At 38.5% G+C, this 18,182-nt stretch carries 13 protein-coding genes; all 13 read right to left on the reverse strand.

Features of this window, described 5'->3' with window-relative positions; translation table 11 throughout:
- Nucleotides 1-33: 33 nt before the first annotated feature.
- Nucleotides 34-879, reverse strand: a complete 846-nt coding sequence (locus ACIQAA_RS17745) for a carbohydrate ABC transporter permease (RefSeq protein ID WP_402621907.1) — start codon at nt 877-879, stop codon at nt 34-36.
- A 2-nt stretch (nt 880-881) separates the two neighbouring features.
- Nucleotides 882-1,826 carry a carbohydrate ABC transporter permease gene (locus ACIQAA_RS17750; protein ID WP_402622001.1) on the reverse strand — a complete coding sequence of 315 codons (945 nt, stop codon included), beginning with the start codon at nt 1,824-1,826 and terminating at the stop codon, nt 882-884.
- 102 nt (nt 1,827-1,928) lie between these two features.
- Complete coding sequence (locus ACIQAA_RS17755; protein ID WP_402621908.1) at nt 1,929-3,233, reverse strand: ABC transporter substrate-binding protein; 1,305 nt, start codon at nt 3,231-3,233, stop codon at nt 1,929-1,931.
- A gap of 188 nt (nt 3,234-3,421) precedes the next feature.
- Nucleotides 3,422-4,717, reverse strand: a complete 1,296-nt coding sequence (locus ACIQAA_RS17760; protein WP_402621910.1) for an ABC transporter substrate-binding protein — start codon at nt 4,715-4,717, stop codon at nt 3,422-3,424.
- A 22-nt stretch (nt 4,718-4,739) separates the two neighbouring features.
- Nucleotides 4,740-6,299, reverse strand: coding sequence for a response regulator (locus ACIQAA_RS17765; RefSeq protein WP_402621912.1), 1,560 nt, complete (start codon nt 6,297-6,299; stop codon nt 4,740-4,742).
- Nucleotides 6,292-8,076, reverse strand: coding sequence for a cache domain-containing sensor histidine kinase (locus tag ACIQAA_RS17770; RefSeq protein WP_402621914.1), 1,785 nt, complete (start codon nt 8,074-8,076; stop codon nt 6,292-6,294). Before ACIQAA_RS17770 ends, ACIQAA_RS17765 begins: the two co-directional genes overlap by 8 nt.
- Nucleotides 8,077-8,293: 217 nt before the next feature.
- Nucleotides 8,294-10,078 (reverse strand): ABC transporter ATP-binding protein, encoded by a 1,785-nt coding sequence (locus ACIQAA_RS17775; RefSeq protein WP_402621916.1) that lies wholly within the window; start codon nt 10,076-10,078, stop codon nt 8,294-8,296.
- Nucleotides 10,079-10,084: 6 nt separating this feature from the next.
- Nucleotides 10,085-11,827 carry an ABC transporter ATP-binding protein gene (locus ACIQAA_RS17780; protein ID WP_402621918.1) on the reverse strand — a complete coding sequence of 581 codons (1,743 nt, stop codon included), beginning with the start codon at nt 11,825-11,827 and terminating at the stop codon, nt 10,085-10,087.
- A 119-nt stretch (nt 11,828-11,946) separates the two neighbouring features.
- Nucleotides 11,947-12,261 (reverse strand): L-rhamnose mutarotase, encoded by a 315-nt coding sequence (rhaM, locus tag ACIQAA_RS17785; RefSeq protein ID WP_402621920.1) that lies wholly within the window; start codon nt 12,259-12,261, stop codon nt 11,947-11,949.
- Nucleotides 12,261-14,255, reverse strand: a complete 1,995-nt coding sequence (locus tag ACIQAA_RS17790) for a beta-galactosidase (protein ID WP_402621922.1) — start codon at nt 14,253-14,255, stop codon at nt 12,261-12,263. Before ACIQAA_RS17790 ends, rhaM begins: the two co-directional genes overlap by 1 nt.
- Nucleotides 14,256-14,282: 27 nt before the next feature.
- Complete coding sequence (locus ACIQAA_RS17795) at nt 14,283-14,969, reverse strand: rhamnogalacturonan acetylesterase (RefSeq protein WP_402621924.1); 687 nt, start codon at nt 14,967-14,969, stop codon at nt 14,283-14,285.
- A complete protein-coding gene (locus tag ACIQAA_RS17800) occupies nt 14,966-17,053 on the reverse strand; it encodes a glycosyl hydrolase 115 family protein (protein WP_402621926.1) in 2,088 nt (695 codons plus the stop codon). The genes ACIQAA_RS17795 and ACIQAA_RS17800 overlap by 4 nt, the downstream gene beginning before the upstream one ends.
- Before the next feature lie 87 nt (nt 17,054-17,140).
- Entirely contained in the window at nt 17,141-18,172 is a 1,032-nt protein-coding gene (locus ACIQAA_RS17805; RefSeq protein WP_402621928.1) for a glycoside hydrolase family 88/105 protein, read from the reverse strand.
- Nucleotides 18,173-18,182: the final 10 nt, after the last annotated feature.

Below are 18,182 nucleotides of genomic sequence, written 5' to 3' on the forward strand. Positions count from 1 at the left end.
CAAAGTTTTAAGTATAGGATTTTTCTTACCATGTTACCCCTTTAACCCGCTCGTACTGATTCCTTCAACCACATGGCGTTGGAAGAGGAAGAAGATCACGAATACAGGAATCAGTGTAACAACTGACATCGCAAACATTGCGCCCCAGTTCGATACTGTCTCATTACTCAAGAACATATTTAAAGCCATTGAAACCGTGTACTTTGTTGGACTATTTAAATAAAGAACCGGTCCTAGTAATGACTCCCAAGTCCAATAGAAAGAGAAAATAGCAGCGGTAGCTAATGCTGGTCTTATTAATGGCAAAATAATCTTTGTGAAAATCTTAAAGGTTCCACAGCCATCAATAATCGCCGCTTCATCGAGTTCCCGTGGAATGGTCCGAATAAATTGGACTAATAGGAAGATGAAGAACGGATGTCCGAAATACGCTGGAATCGCCAGTGGTTTAATCGAGTTCAACCAATCAAGCTTTGAGAAAATGATATATTGCGGCACCATTACTACATCATGCGGAAGCATTAAGGTAACCATCATAATCCCAAACCAAAAGGCTTTTCCTTTAAACTCTAGACGCGCGAACCCAAAAGCAATAACGGCTGATGAGATTACCTGTCCAATTAAAGTAATAACAACGAGAATGGCTGTATTTTTAATGAAAACACCAAATGAATTACCGCCAATCCCTTTCCAGCCATCTGTAAAGTTGGTCCAAATCCATGGATCTGGTATCAGCGATTTTGCCGTGACAAAAATCGTATCACTCGGTTTAAATGAACTCATTAGGAGCCAAATAACAGGGTAGAGCATTAAAATCGCAAAGCCGCCGACAAGTATATGATAGATCCACCATCTTGGTGATTTTAATTTTAATGCCATTGTTATCTGCCTCCTTCCGATTCATAGTGAACCCAGTATTTTGAAGTTGTAAAAATAATCGCTGTTAAAATTCCTACAATAATAAGCATAATCCATGCCATTGCAGAAGCATAACCCATATTGAAGAACTCAAAACCTTGAATGAATAGATATAATGAATAAAGTAGAGTTCCATCCAACGGACCGCCTGTACCCTTTGAAATAATAAAGGCTGGTACGAATGTCATAAAAGCTGCAATGGTTTGCATAACTGTATTGAATAGAATAACAGGGCTTAACATTGGCAGCGTAATTTTGAAGAATTTTTGAAACCCGTTTGCACCGTCGACACTAGCGGCTTCGTAATAACTTTTTGGAATACCTTTTAATCCAGCTAAGAAGATCAGCATCGAAGAACCAAATTGCCATACGGATAAGAAAATCAGCATCCACAATGCTGCAGTCGGGTTACCAAACCATCTAACAGCTGAAAGTCCTAGTAAATCAAGAAGAATATTAACAATTCCTACATCACCAAAGACATTACGCCACATAATCGCAACCGCAACGCTGCCCCCTATAAGAGAAGGTAAATAGAACAATGAGCGGTACAGTCCGACAGCCCTTGATGCGGTATTTAACATTAAAGCAATTAATAAGGCGAATGCGAGTCTTAAAGGAACTCCAGCTAACACATAGATAAGTGTAACTTTTAATGATTGCCAATAGCGGGGATCGGCTGTAAACATTTGTATGTAGTTATCTAAGCCTATCCATGTTGGGCTTGCAAATAGATTATAATTTGTAAATGATAGATATAAAGATGCCAGTATAGGAATGAATGTAAAAGCTAGAAATCCGATTATAAACGGACTGATAAATGCATAGCCTGTAAGGTTTTCCTTAATGATACGGGAACGCTTGCTGATAGGGCGGAGCGTGACATCTGCTTGTATATTTTCCTTCATCACACGTGTATTCATTTATTCATCTCCTTATTCTTTGGACTCTTTCCCTAAGATGAAAGGACGATAGCTGATCTATTACGTGATCAGCTATCGAAGTGGAAATTATTTTTTGTTTTGTGCTAAGACACTTTCAGCTTGTTGTCTAAACTGTTTTGCAGCATCTTTCACTGATATATTTCCATAAGCCATTTGTTCACCTAAACTATCAAGTGTTTCAATCACTTGCCCAGCACCAACTGGGTCTGGACCATCGAATTCTGAGCTATTTCCTTCTGCCCAATCAACGTAATCAAATACTTGGACTTGTGCTGGTGAAAGCAGTGGCTTTAATGCTTCTTTTACAACCGAAGAACCAGGGACACCACGATCGCCAAGATTTAATTTGTTCGCTTCGATATCATTGATCATGAAATCGATAAACTTTGCAGCTTCTTCTTTATGTTCTGAATTATTTCCGACAGACCAGAACATACTCGGTTTTAAATATAAACCTTTGCCGCTGTCAGGACCTGGCATTGGAGCGATAGCAAGTTCTCTATTAGCCACTTGTTGAAGCCCTACAAACTGGTTAGACCATTGCCAGATACCAATTGCGTTTTGAGTAACGACAGGATCATCTTCAATCCCTTTTAACTGTGCTAAGAAGTCAGGTGTAGGAACTGCTTTATCCTTTACCAAACCAGCTGTCATGTTGAAGAATTCTTCGAACAGCTTGTCATCTTTATACCCTAGGGATGCACCATCTTTGCTATAAAGTGACTTTCCTTGAGTTCTTAAGAAATAGTTGAAGAAAACATCGGCTTTCATTCCTGTATCCATAAATACGCCAGCAGCTTTTGCTTTCGCTGCAATTTCTTTGTAATCGTCCCAAGTCCAATTTTCAGGGATAGAATCTACACCAGCTTTTGCAAGTACTGCTGGATCATGATGGAAACCAACAACGTTTACACCTGCATTAATACCATATAGCTTGTCGCCAAGTTTACCGCCATTGATGATATTTTCAGCAATATCTTTTGTGTTAATTTGCTTATCTAAATATGGAGTTAAATCAGCAATTTGGTTATTTTGCGCATACTGTGAAAAGTAAGATAAATCCATTTGGATAATATCAGGAAGCTCATTGGCTGCTGCTTGTGGAGCTAGCTTTTTCCAATAGTCATCCCACGCTGCATATTCTGCTTCGATTTTTACATTTGGATTTTTTTCTTCATACATTTCGATAATTTTAAGTGTGTAATCATGTCGTGGCTGAGATCCCCACCAAGCAATACGAAGAGTTACGGGTTCATCTTTTTTGTCTTCTTTAGGTTTAGTTTCTTCACTGCTCGTTGAACTGCTGCTGTTACATGCTGCTAATGTAAAAACTAAAACAAAAGAAAACAATAGCACTAAAAATTTCTTCATTCTTTATTTCCCCCTTCTTTTTTTCACACTTTTATGTAAGTGTTTACATCCTTAATTATGCAATGAAATCAAAATAGTCTGAATCTAATTTTCCGCTTTGTTTGTTTAAAAATCAGACATTAAAAAAAACTCCCTTGAAACAAGCAGCTGCGTGCTTGTTCCAAGAGAGCTTTCTTTTGGTATATGGATTAGTTATTGTTTGAGAGAATTTTGTTTGCTTGCGTTCTAAAAAGTTGTGCTCCCTCAGTTGGTGTAATTTTTTTAAACAATATTTGTTCAGAGACATCTTGTAATAATTTCACAACCTCATTACTGCCAAGAGGATCAGCTTTATCAACTCTTTTATTTGTATTTTTTACTTTATTTACGTAATCAAATACCTTTTTCTGAGTAGGAGATAAATCTTTTTCTATCTTCTCTACTACCTTCGTTGAAATAGGAACTCCTCTTTCACCTTTGATGACTTTATTTGCTTGAATATCATTAATAAAGAAATTAATAAATTGAGCAGCTGCCTCTTTATGCTTTGAACTTTTTGACATCGAAAAAAGCATACTAGGCTTTACACTTAGTCCCAATTCCTGCCCTGGTCCTGGAGGAGGAAAAAGCTCAAGCTTTCGGTTTGCTGCTTGCAAAAAGCCGATATATTGGTTTGAATATACCCATTGCATCGCGGACTGCTCGTTTACTAATAACTCATCTTCGATCCCTTTTATCTGTTCTGTAACATCCACTCTTGGAAATGCACCTTTTTCGAGAAGTCTTACTTGCATGTTGAAATAATCAATAAACAATTGATCATCATCATACCCTAATCCAGTTCCTGTTTTATTATATAAATTCATGCTTTTGGTACGTAGGTAATACGAGAAGAACACATCCGGTGACTTCATACCGTTTGTACCATAAATACCTTTGTCTTTGTGAACTTGTAAAGCTATTTTCTCAAAATCGCTCCATGTCCAATTCGGATTTGGCTCATTACCCGCCCCTGAAGAAAGTAAATCGGGGTCAACGATGATGGCTGGTGCATTTAATCCTAAAGGAAAGCCATACAACTGTTTATCAATTTTCCCGCCTGAAAGGATTGTCTCGCTGATTGATTCTGTCTTAATTATTTCTTGATCAACATATGGTGTTAAATCTTCAAGCAAGTAATTTTCACTGTATGTTTTAAGATAAAGCATATCCATTTGGATAATGTCAGGAAGTTGATTACCCGCTGCCATTGGAGCTAAGCGTTTCCAATAATCATCCCAATTAGAATATAATGGCTCTACATTAATAGTTGGATATTTCTCCTCAAACAATTCGATTACTTCCAAGGTATAGTCATGACGGGGTTTTTCTCCCCACCAGGCAATTTTTATGGTTATTTTCTCTTTTCCTTTACTCTCAGCAGAATCTGCTATATCTAAATCTCCACACCCACCAGCGAAAAATACCATTACCAGGGATAAAGTAGAAAACAAGAGTTTTTTCATTTTTTTCCCCCTTTAACATTTATCACAAACCTTGTAACGATTCTCTTTTGTATTCTGATGGAGTAAAACCTGTATGTTTTTTGAATACCTGGCTGAAATATTGAGGGTTTTCGCCATACCCAATTTTTTCAGCAATCTCGAATACCTTTACATCATTTTCCTTCTCTATCATGCTTATGGCTAATTCAATTCTTAATCTCGTAATATAATTTGAAAACTTTTCCCCTGTTTCTTTCTTGAAAAGTTTGCCAAGATAATCGGCATTCATATATAACATCTCGTTTGCAACCCAATGCAATGATAGATTTTCATTCCCAATGTACTTATCAATTGTCTCGATGACCTTCTTAATAATCGTTGAATGTTTATTATTATTTTGATTAAAAAAGAAAAGGGTGATTTCTTGGGCAACGCTTTCAAAAAAGGTTTTCAAATTTTGAATGGTGTCGATTGCTAAGAGTAGATTTAATTTGGTTAAATACATATTCATCTCTTTAGGTTCACATAAACGGATCATCGCATTAAATAATTGAATGACATAGGACTTGGTGATATTGATATCAAGCCTTAACTCTATTAACTGATTAAAAAATGTCTCTATTTCTGAATTAACATCACTCCAGGAACCGGATTTCACCAATCGGCAGAAGGTCTGGTCATCATAATAGAACGCTAATTCCTCTTTTGGGTTTTGATAGGCAATGTCTTTTTTTGTAATGACACCGCCTTCTCCTAAATAAAAACGATAAGCTAGACAGTCGAGTGTTTCACTATATAACTTATTCGCTGTACTGATTTTCCCTGTATCACTAATGGCGACCGTAGAATCTAGTTGGTAATATTGATAGAATGTTTTTTTAATTTTTTCGATTTGAGTGAGAAGTATTGGGTAACTGCAATAATCCTCGATGAGAAATAAGATCGTTTCCCCTGCCATACAACTAAGAATATAGGAATCAAAGATATGTTCAGCTATATTTTTGATGGCAAACATATGCTCAAATTCAAAATTCCCTTCTAGTTGAAATAAAACCAGCCTCACGTCGGGCGTATGTAAATCTATATTAAAAAGCTTTTGATAATACTCTAAATCTTTGTTTTCATAATGATTGGTAATAAATTCTTTCATCAGCTGTTCTTTTGCATAGGGCAGAACACTGTCTAGTGTTCCTTTCATATTTTGAATAAATTGTTCTCGTATTTGCTTTTGTTTCAAATCTTCACAAATTTCGGTTACAGCCTCCATGATTGAATTCTCATTACAGGGTTTTAATAGATAATGCTTGACCCCGTATTGCATCGCCTGTTTGGCGAAATCAAATTCACTGAAACCTGATAACAAAATAAATCGTATTTCAGGATATTCGCTATGCACCTTTGCAACAAGCTCGAGTCCATTCATTCCAGGCATTTTAATATCACTAATCACGATGTCTGGCTGTTGCTGTTCAATGATACCAAACGCCTCAATCCCATTTCTGGCGGTCCCAATTAAATTTGTCCCAATTGATTCCCAATTGATTACCTTTGACATCCCTTCTGTAATGATTCGTTCATCATCAACTAGCAATACCTTATACATGGTTCTCCCCCTTATCGAAAGGTAAAACAATGATCACTTTCGTTCCTTTATTAGGTTCGCTTTCAATCTTTACTCCATATTTCTCCCCATAGGCCAATTGAATTCTGTCATTAATATTCAACAAACCTACCCCTTGTCCTCTGGTTTGTACTTCTCCTCTTTTTAACTTTTCTATAAAGGCTGACTCCATTCCGGGTCCATCATCTTCAACAATCAGTTTAATACTATCTTTTTCTACTATTGAATAAACACTAATTTTACAAGGATCAATCTTGGGCTCTAGTGCATAATGAATGGCATTTTCCACTAGGGGCTGCAACGTTAGCTTCGGAATATAGAACCCGCTAATATCAGAATCTACCTCCATGTGGAAATCTAATCTTTCCTCAAATCTATATTTTTGAATTATCACATAATTACTCACGACATTAAGCTCTTCTTCAATCGTAATCAATGGTTGTTTTAAGCTGATAGAATTACGCAGTAAAAACCCAAGGGCTTCTACCATTCTAGAAATTTGCGTCTGCCCATTGCCTTTTGCCAGCCAATTGATTGATTCTAACGTGTTGTATAAAAAATGAGGATTAATCTGAGCCTGCAGCGCCTTAAACTCTGTCTCCTTAATTGTAAGCTGTTTAGAATAATTTTCATTAATGAGTTCATCAATTTGCTGGATCATCGTCTGGAAATTTTGCTGTAGTTTACCAACTTCATCATTCTGCATGAGCCGCGTTTTAAGTGCTTTCCTGCTTGCTTCCTTAAAATCTCCCACTTTTACATATTGCATGCCAGCTACAAGATTCTCTAAAGGACTCGTTATGTTCTTAGCAAATCGAATTCCAAATATCGTTACAACAACAAACATCAGGATAAATATAACGACCAAAAACGTCTTTACCATATTGATATTCTCAAAGATTTGATTAAAAGGAATCACGTTTAAGTAACCCCAATTAAAGTAATTCGATTTAATGTGAACAAGGAAATAATTTTTATTATCGATTTTTTTTATTTGATAACCTGAGGCTAATTTTTGAGAATCTAAAGATTCTGCTGCTTCTTTAAATAATGAATTCGTTTCTTTAGGAAAGATAATATTATGATCTCTCACAATTAAGAATTCACCATCCATTTTTCTAGAACCTTCTAAAATATTCGCAACCAGTTTGTCCATATTGATATAGATGACGATGGTACCAAGATTGTCAAAGCTTAAGTTGCGGAACTGTCTGATTTCTCGTGCTGTTGCAAAAAACAAATCATTCTTCTCTGGATTCAACCAAACATTACTGCCATTTGCATGGATGGCCATCCTGGTAATCTCTGCTTTTTGCGATGGAGTAAGTTTTACTGTCCTAGGTCCGACTACATACTCTTCTCCATTTACATCTACTAAATTAATAGATTGGATATATTCTTCCTTGTTTGCATAGCTTAAAAGCTTGTCCAGCATGTTCGTACGGATACGGAATTTATCATATTCGGTACTATCTTCACTGATCGATGATAGGTATTGCTGGATTTGGGAATCGGTCAAAATATTGTAGGAAAGCTCCTCTAAATTTTTCAATTCACTCTCAATACTATTAGAGGATGTACTTAAAACCTGTGAAGACTTACTATAAATCTGTTCATCGTAAATATGAAAAGCGTACTGTAATCCGAAAAAAGTAAAAGAAAACGAAATCACCATAATCCAGGATACTAGTAGAAAAAGTTTGTATTTAATTTGTAAATTATTGTACTCTATCTTTAATCTATCAAGTATCTTCTTCATTTAGGTTATTTCTCCATTTTTAATAGTAATCCTAGGTGTAAGCGCAGTCATTAGTGAGCAGTAAAAAGTATTTTCTTTTTACTAAAAATTTTCTGTAAAATTAATTAGATTTTAACATTTACTTCGTTTTTTTCATAGTGCTATTTGTTAACGTCATACAAGGTTACGATTCATCTAATTGCAAAAAAGCCCTCTAATATTGAGGGCTTCTCTGTGTTTATCCAGCGTCCAGGGAGGAATAGTGTGAGGTGTATAACCTCCAATAATAACCTCTCTGTTGAATCAATTCTTCATGTGTTCCTTCTTCTATGATTTTACCTTTCTCAATAAATAAGATCTTTGTGGCATTTTGAATGGTTGAAAGACGGTGGGCGATGATAAAAGAAGTTCTTCCTGCAAGCAGCGCCTCTAGGCCCTTTTGTAAGGCAATTTCTGTCTCGGTATCAATTGAAGAAGTCGCCTCATCCAAAATAAGTATTTTTGGATCGGCGAGTAATGCCCGGGCAAATGAGATCAACTGCCTTTGCCCGTTAGAAAGCACTGAGCCTCTCTCATTAACCTCCGTATTATAACCATCCCTCAACTGGCAAATAAATTGATGTGCTTGCACTGCTTTTGCTGCTTCGATCACTTCTTCGTCCGTTGCATCCAGCCTGCCATAGCGGATATTATCCATGATCGTTCCAGAAAAAATGAACGGATCCTGGAGCATAACTCCCATTTGTTTTCGAAGGGAAGAGATGGTTACTGTCTTGATATCAACATCATCGATTTTTATTTGTCCGCTATTAATATCGTAAAAACGACTAATTAAGCTTACAATCGTGGTTTTTCCAGATCCCGTTGGCCCGACAATGGCAATCGATTCACCCGGGTTGACCTTAAAATTGATAGAATCTAGGTTCCTTTCATTCTCTTCATAGCCAAAAACCACATTCTCGAAATCTACTTTTCCTTTTATAAGCGGAAGTTCATTTGCACCAGGTTTACTTGAGATGGTTGGCTTTTCATCCATCATTTCAAAAATACGCTCCAGATAGGCGGAAGCATTGATAATCGCATTGTAGAAATTCCCGATGTTTGCCAGAGGCATCCAAAACATCCAAATATATCCGATAAAAGCAACTAATGCTCCGACCGTGATTCCACCACTTCCAATCATGCTGATCCCAATGACGTAAACAAGTGAAACAGTTAGTACAGAAATGTTCTCAATGGCTGGCCAAAGCAGGAACTGAATTTTGACTGCTCTTAGCCACGCACCCCGGTACCCATTGGATACCCCATAAAAGATTTTTTTATTTTCTTCCTCACGTACGAATGCCTGTGTGACTTTAATTCCATTGATACTTTCATGAATATACGCATTCATATTCGACTGCTTATTGCTTAAATTTTGCCATGCCTTGCGCTGCGCATTTTTTATGATAAAAATAATCCCAGCAAGGACCGGGAAACCAGCCATCGCATACATCGTTAGCTTCACATCAATCGCGAGCATAAATCCGATGATGACAAATAAGCTGAATAAATCAGTAATCAAATTAATTAACCCGTTAGAGAGCAGGTCACTCAATGAATTAACATAATTCACAACCCTGACTAAAATTTTCCCATGCGGACGGCTGTCGAAAAATGAAAAAGATAGCTTTTGTAAGTGGGTAAATAAATCTTTACGGATATTTTTGATTACACTGTGCCCAATCTCTGACATCATTCTGATTCTGTATTTCATACAGATTCCGGTAATGATTAAGGCACCTAAATAAATGACCCCTAGTATGACCAGACCCTGAATATCTTTACTAGGAATTTCTTCGTCAATGGCCTGTTTGATGAGGTACGGTCCAATTAAATTTGCCCCACTCGCAGCCAGCATAATGAGAACCGTCACAAAAATTTTTGTTTTATAAGGATTTAAATAGGTAAGTAATCTTTTAAGATGAACGATACTAAATGGCGTTTCCAGCTCTTCATCTACATTAAATTTATTGCGTGCCATCGTTTATCACTTCCTTGCTATTAGGTGAATATCAAAGTTCCCGTACTGATTCTGAAAGACGTTGTAATAGTAACCCCTTTTCAAAAGTAATTCTTCATGCGTGCCTCTTTCAATGATTTTTCCATCATCCATGACCAGAATTAAATCTGCATCCTTTACAGAGGAAATGCGGTGTGCAATGATAAAACACGTTTTGTTTTGCTGGATGGAGTTTAATGTTTTTTGAATTCGTTCTTCTGTCTCCATGTCCACGCTTGAGGTTGTATCGTCCAAAATAAGTATGTTTGGATTTTTAAGAAGTGCCCTGGCAAGAGCAATCCGCTGTTTCTGACCTCCGGACAGACCTACGCCCCTCTCACCAACAATCGTGTCATAGCCCTCAGGCATCGAAGTAATAAAATCGTGAGCCTCCGCTTTTCTGGCCGCTTCATAAACCTCTTCCAAGGTGGCAGTTGGATGTCCATAGGCAATGTTCCCTTCAATCGTATCGGAAAAAAGAAAAATATCCTGCATCACCATTCCCATTGAGGACCTTAGTTTGTGAATATCCCACTCTTTGACATTCCTTCCACCTACAGTAATATCACCGCTGGTACTATCGTAAAATCGGCTGAGTAAATTAACCAATGTCGATTTTCCTGAACCTGTTGGCCCAATGATTCCCACTGTCTGCCCAGGACTTGCGCCAAAGCTAATGTCTTCTAACACCATGCCATCTCCATAGCTAAAATAAACTTTGTTAAACTCCACCGTTCCCACACTTGCTTGGGTATTTTGTTCATCTCCATTGATAATTTGTGATTTGGTTTCAAGCAGATCTTCCACTTTTTCCGCAGACGCAATAAATCTTTGAACATCATTAATCAGCCAGCCGGCCAGCCGCATGGGGTTATTCAGCGCCCAAATTAGGGAATTAAATACGACAAGTTCCCCAATGGTAAGTGACCCCGAAATCACCATGGTACCCCCGACCAAAATCATCACTACCGTTAAGACTCCTGCAAGCGAATCTAAAACAGGTAAATTTTTCTCCCACACTTTTGCCGATTGCAGATTTCGATCCTTGAAAGCCTCGTTTTCGATTGAAAATTTTTCAATTTCATAGCTTTCCTTCGCAAATGCTTTTACGACCCGATTCCCGCTGATATTTTCCTGCACCACTGAGTTAAGCCGGGCAAACTGGTTTCTGATTTCTGTGAACGTCGGCTTAACGTCTCTGGATAATCGGAAGGCAAAAAATCCAATAATCGGTGCGATGGTTAGAATGGCTAACGTTAATGGCGGATGAATCGTAAACATAAAAATGATAGCGAAAATTAAGATCGTTGCATTTTCAAAAATCATATAAATCGTCCAAGCCGTAAAATGCCGAATCGCTTCCATGTCACCTGTCATACGGGCCATAATATCACCCGTTTTGGTGCGGTTATAAAAAGAAAAATCCAATTGAAGAAGGCGATTATAGAGGTTTTCCCTCATATTAAAAATGACGCTTTGGGATATTTTTTCAAACATAATCTGATATCCATAGCGGACGGAAGTCCTTACCACTGTTATTCCAATCATGGTCGCTAACAATGGCCATAACAAACCGGTATTCCCGCCAAACATGACATCATCGACGATTTTTCCTGCCAGATAAGGATTTACCATATTAAGTGCGGAAACTACTAATGCCAACAGCAAACCACTATATAGCCTTATTTTGTGGTTCCGTATATAACTCCATGCCCAACGCAAACTCTGCATAACCCTCGCCTCCTTTGAAACATAAAACAATCTTATTTTTTAACTCTAATAGTTATGCAATAAAGACAAGTACTTTTCTTAAAAAAACCACCAAAATTTGGTGGTCATTCATTCACCTATTAATCTAGATAAAACACTTGCTTTAATTCAGTGGTTACCGGGCTGTTATCTGGATTTGATTCCATAATATCTTTCATATAAGCCCACCATTTTTGGCAGATCTCCGTTTCAGCCATCTTATTCCACATTTCTTCACTCTCGATTTCTACATAGGCGAAAAGGTTATTGGTCTTTTCGTCTAGGAAAATAGAATAATGATGGGCGCCGTGATTCTTTAGTTCTGTTTCCATTTCCGGCCAAAGCTCGTCATGACGTTTTTTATATTCTTCCTGATATCCAGGAAACAATTTCATAATAGATGCTTTACGGATCATCATAACACGTCCTTAAATTTAATCATTTTATATTCAAATCTGCCAAGTTCTAGTTTACCTGGCTCTACTTCTCTATTGGTCTTTAAATCTATACCTGTTTGCGGGATGGTGACTGAACCGCCATTTCCATCCATGTTGATAATGAACCAGACGGTATACCCATTACCCTGTCTAGGAGCAACAATGGTACCTTTTGTTACATCCGTTCTCATTGTAAGACTTGCTTCTTGTGAATAGTGGTCGACTAGTTTTTGCAACAATAAATCTCCCGCGTCTCCCACTGGCAATGAACCTAGCATAACAATTTTTCCTGCCCCTAGCTTATTCTCAGTCAAAAAGGCTTTTCCTTTAGAAAGACCCTCTTCAATAATTCCAACTGCACTATTGGAATCCGCTTCAAAGACGGAGCTCCACATTCCTAATGGAGCAGAAATATCAAAAGCACGCCCAATGGTTCCTGTAGCATCCATCGGGTAGGTGTAAAGTACTTCTACACCCGCCAGTTCCTCCAACTCACCTAACGCTCTGTCCGTATGCACGGTATGATTTTCGGTCCGGCCGCCTGTTAATGGTCCGGCAATCCAGATGCCTCCATTTTCCACAAACTGTTTTGCACGTGCGATATAATCAGAAGAGAGATATTGAATAAACGGCGTAAACAATAGCTTATACCCGTCTAAACTTGCTCCTTCTGGTATGACATCACGATGAATTCCCATTGATAGTATCTGTTTATAAAAATCGGTAATTAATGTGCGATGATTTAACTCTCGATGGGGTTCCGTTTTTAAAAATGCCTTTCCACGATCTGAATAGGTAATCGCCAATTCTGCTTGGGAAGGTTTAGTCGATGTGATAATCTCTTCTATTTCTATTCTCATTTCTTCTACTTCTAACACATTCGCGAATCCCACTGTAGGTTTTCCCCATGCACTTATAACGGAGCCATGAGGCTGTTCACAGCCCGCACGCTGCTGTCGCCATAACCAGTAACAAAACGCTTCGGCACCTAATGCGTATGCAGCTGCTGCTTCTGCTTTCAAATACCCATTTGGATGTGGACTTGCATAGCTTTCTAAAGATGCTGCATAAGATGGACTCGTCTCCATAACCCAGTAATTTCTGCCTTTTTTGAAGTTTCTCCACAAATCGTTGTTAATTAAATAATTTTCGACGTAATCAATGGTTGCATAGGTGTCAAATGAAGCAAAGTCTAGGTTTTTGAACAGTCTTTCATTGTCTACACTAAAGAAAACAGAACTGTTATGCGTAATCGGCGCAGTTGAATACTTTCTAATAATTTCTGCCTGTTCATCGGAAAACTCAGCTATTTTCTCCATTGAAAAGATTTGGTACATCGTACTTAACGATGAGTTGTGTAAAAACGGTGCAGGTCCCGGCTGTGGAACCTGTTCAAATCGATGATAAAATTCACTCCATATTTTCGTACCCCAAGCATCATTTAAGTTTTCTACCGTTTCATAACGATTCCGCAACCACTGATGCCATTGTTCTTTACAGGAATTACACATACATTCGCTGACATGGCATTTGAACTCATTATCAATCTGCCAGCCGATCACTCCTGGCAAGCTTCCAACTGCTCTGGCTAGATTTTCGGTAATCAGCGCTGCTCTTTCTCTAAAATAGTTATTATTCGTACAAGCATGCTGCCTGGAACCATGCCCCATTACCTTTCCATCACGATCGACATACATACGCTCTGGATGTCCATCAGTGAACCAGATAGGAGGGGTTGGCGTCGGCGTACACATGACAGTTTCTATGCCATTTTCATAAAGCTTTTCGATAGTGTTAACAAAAAAACTAAGATCAAACTTACCCTCTTCCGGCTCCATCGTGTGCCAAGCAAATTCTCCGATTCTAACCACATTAATGCCTGCTTGCTTCATTAACTCAATATCTTCTTCCATCACCTTTTCGTCCCAAAGCTCTGGATAAAAGGCCGCTCCATGATATAATTTTTTTCCCATAGTTAATCACCTCGTAAGACTATCAATCTACCGTTTAATAAAAGGCACAATCGGCAGCTGCAGCTCTTGTATTCCTTCGATTACTAGCTTTCCAACTTCCTTTGCACCGTGTTCACAAAAGTGTGTGTTATCTTCAATACCATCAGGGTAATTAGGATGTTCATTGGGGGCGAACTGCGTGAACAATTGCTTTGAGCCCTCAACTCCTAGGGTTTGATAAAGTTTTTCTGTTTTTTCCCATAGATTAATAATCTGGACATCTAATTTTTCGGCTAACTGTATCATTGATATTGGATAGTCCCCAAGAGTATTGATTAATTGGCCCTGATTATCAAAATTTCTCCGATGTACAGAAGTCACTAAGATGGGAATTGCCCCTTTCGCTCGTGCCCCGTTTATATATTCAGTCAAATAGGACTGATAGGTTGTAAAGGGCTCGGTACCGAATGATTTTTGATCGTTATGTCCAAATTGAATAAACAGATAATCATTGGGCTGAATAAATTCAAGAATGGTATCTAAATAGCCTATTTCAATAAAGGTATTGGTACTTGCTCCACCCTTGGCAAAATTAATAATTTTAACTCCCTCTGTAAAAAAAGATTGGAACATTTGTCCCCAGCCGGCCATCGGTGTCTCATTACGCGGACAGCTCGCTACCGTTGAATCTCCTGCTAAGAAAATATGGATAGGTTTAATTTCATTATTTTTCACCTGTTTCCCTCCTTTTTGAAGAATTTTTCTGCCAGCCTTTTGGCTAATTCATCATCTGACAACGGATTTCGGTGAGTATTCTCCAAATAAATGTATTTTTCCGTTTCCGGCATGAGGTATTCTTTGTACCATAGGAAGAAATCAGGACAGTCTCCCTGCATCCTTAGAAACTTACGCAGTGCTTCTAACGAATAAATGGTACTATTTATGTTCGTTAACCAATCGCCCCGATAAAAATGTTCCCACTTCCCATGTTCTGCCCGTTTTAAAGCTTGCTTCGATTCCTTGTAATAATCAATGGATTTAGAGGCATGGACAAAAGCTAGTGGATAATTTTTTTTGGTATAAGAAAGATAGGCGCTGCAAAGGGAAACAAACCCTTTACAACCAGAGGCATGTAATTCAGCCTGTAGAAGCAGCTGATCTGCAAAACGCTGTCGGTCTTCTTCTGGCAGCTGTAAAGAGAGGTCCCTGCATTGCTTTAAAAACTCTTCCCAGCGTGTTAAACCGATCTCACATTTTTCCATAAACCAGTTTACTTGATCAGTAAAAGGAACTTCACCTGTAGCCCAATACAATTTTTCCATCGGGATATCCGTTTTTCCCTGCAGCCAATGGCCCAAAATCTTCCTTGCAGGATGGTGATAAAATTCGTCTCCAGCTTTATCATCTAGATTAGGACCATAGGGAATCGTCTTTTCAAAATAGCTTCTATAGAGCTTGGCAATTTCCTTCGTGTTCGTTTTATATAGACGCTCAATAAAAGTCATTAAGTGTTCTTCTACATTAATCGTACCGTTATTCCATAATTGACTGACAATATCGAGCGGGTAAAGATGCATGCGGATATTGCCGCTATTAAGCAGTAAGTAGGATAAAGCACCCGCACCAAACGCCTTTTCTAGCTCCTCTTTTAGAAACTCCGGCGCAGATGGAAACATGGTCAAATGATTAGAAGCCTGGAGGTCATGGAAAGTAATATGATAATAAATTCCGTGTTCCCCTCCATCATCAGGTGATGGAAGAGAAGGAATCCGGTAGTTTTCATTTCCCTGTCTCCTGGACACCATCTTGCCATAACCGTTATCCGCCCAAATCTTTATAACCTCTTCCGGTACCTTGATATGCCCTGCTTTGTATAGTTCGGAAATTTCTCCATATAAAGCCATGGAGCAGACAGGATTTTCTACTGATTTGCTTATCATTTCATATTGTCTGTGCACGACCTTGGAAATCATGGCACCTCTTTTTTCCGGCGTATCAAATTGGTGATCATAATGCCAGAATGGAGCATCCCCCTGGCCGCGGAACGAAAGGACCCACACTATTTTTTGATTTTTTTGCTTCTGAATGGCTTCTTCCCATAAGGACTCAAATAACTCTGGATGTTCCTTATAGCTTGGTGTTTTTCCAGGGAATGCTCTTAAAAACATTTCGGCACCTAACGGTTCAGCGTGATGATGGGTTACCCATAATCCCATTTCAGATGCTAAATCTGCATGGATCCCGTGCTTCGGAAGGTCTGTGCCAGGGATGACCATATTCCCCCCACATCTTAATAAAGCTTCGAAGACAGGAAACCATATTTCTTTCGTTGGCGGGTATTCTTCCTTCCACCCAATGAGACAAACCTCATCATTAACAAACCAGCCTCGGTACTTTACCGATTTTTCAAGTGAAAGGTAATCATTTGTTGGAATATGTATCTTAGTCTTTGGTTTAACGGGAATATCACCCCAATACCAAAAAGGATCAACCCCCAAATATTGACGGCTGTACTCTAGCAGACCGTAAATAATTCCTAGATCATCAAAACCGATAATATGGAATGACATTTTTCCGTTATTTTCTATAAAACGATAACTGTATGCTTCAGGTCTTGCTGGACAGTCTTTGTCTGTTGCAGCATATCTAATAACCAAATCGGCTTTTTCAGAAAAAGATGTTACAAGTATTGGCGGTTTTCCGAATACCTTGGTATGATCTCTCGTAATCATATCCACTGCATGCTTGACTTGAGTTGGTACATTTTCTGGTACGGAAATAATAGAATGACCATCAATGACTACATAGGAAGAATTCATTTTAAACCTCCTTTTATCTTAGTAAATAATAAATCTATTATTCAAAATAACCTGTGGAAGTTTGCCGCATTCCACAGGTTATTGTTTTTACAAATTCTTATTTTCTCTTTTTAAAAGCTGTGATAAGAAGGCTAAGACAAGCCCTTGTCCCCAGCCCTGAACTCGTTTATAAGGAACTTCTTTATAACCGTCGGCGTCAAACATGACTGCTGTTCCTGCTGATACTCCCATGACCGAACCGTCTTCTCTTATTTGAGTAAGGATTCCTTCGACGGATCTTTGTATATATTTGTTATATAATTTCCCTGTTGTTAACAGTGCAGCGGCAATCCCAGCGGAACCCGAGGTTTCAAGATAAGAATCAGGGTCATCTAGGATTGTATGCCATAGTCCGGTCTCTGATTGTAGTCGAACTAAAGCACTTAATTGGTCACGTAAGGAACCTTGAATAATCATAAACGAAGGGTGCTGCACCTCAATAAGTTCAAGTGCCCGTGCCATGGTGTACGCCGCCCAGCTGTTTCCTCTTGCCCAAAAAATTCCTGACATGTGGTTTTGTGCAATATTATCCCAGCCATGATAATAAAGGTTAGTCATATCATCCTGAAGAAAATTTTCATGGCCGTGGTACTGCTTTAATCCAAAGTTAAAATAATCGTCCCTTTCTAACATGTGACCGATTCTCAATAGGAAGTATCCTGCCATAAACATGGTATCGACCCATGCCTGCTCAGGGAATTGGTATTTGTCTCCGTTTACTGTATGCTGCAGAACACCATCGGCAAAGCGCTCGGCGTCATGGAGCAGATAATCAGCCATTTTTACAGCTGTATCTATATATTTTTCTTCATTCGTCGCTTTGTATAGAGTTAATAGTACGTGACCGATCGAAGATGCATTTACTGTTAATCTTGGCAGCCCATCTTCTAATTCTGAATCGACCCAAAGCTTTATGGCTTGTAGATATTTTTCTTCACAGGTTGCTTCATAGGCTTCAGCTACACCAAAAAAGGCAACCCCTCCTGGCCAATCCCAGCTGAAATCCATGTTAAAGGTTCGCTCAACAACCCGGTCAATTGCCTGTGAAATCTTGGTTTCCTCAAGTACTAATTGTGGCATGTTTATCCTC

Source organism: Neobacillus sp. NPDC093182 (assembly GCF_044754045.1).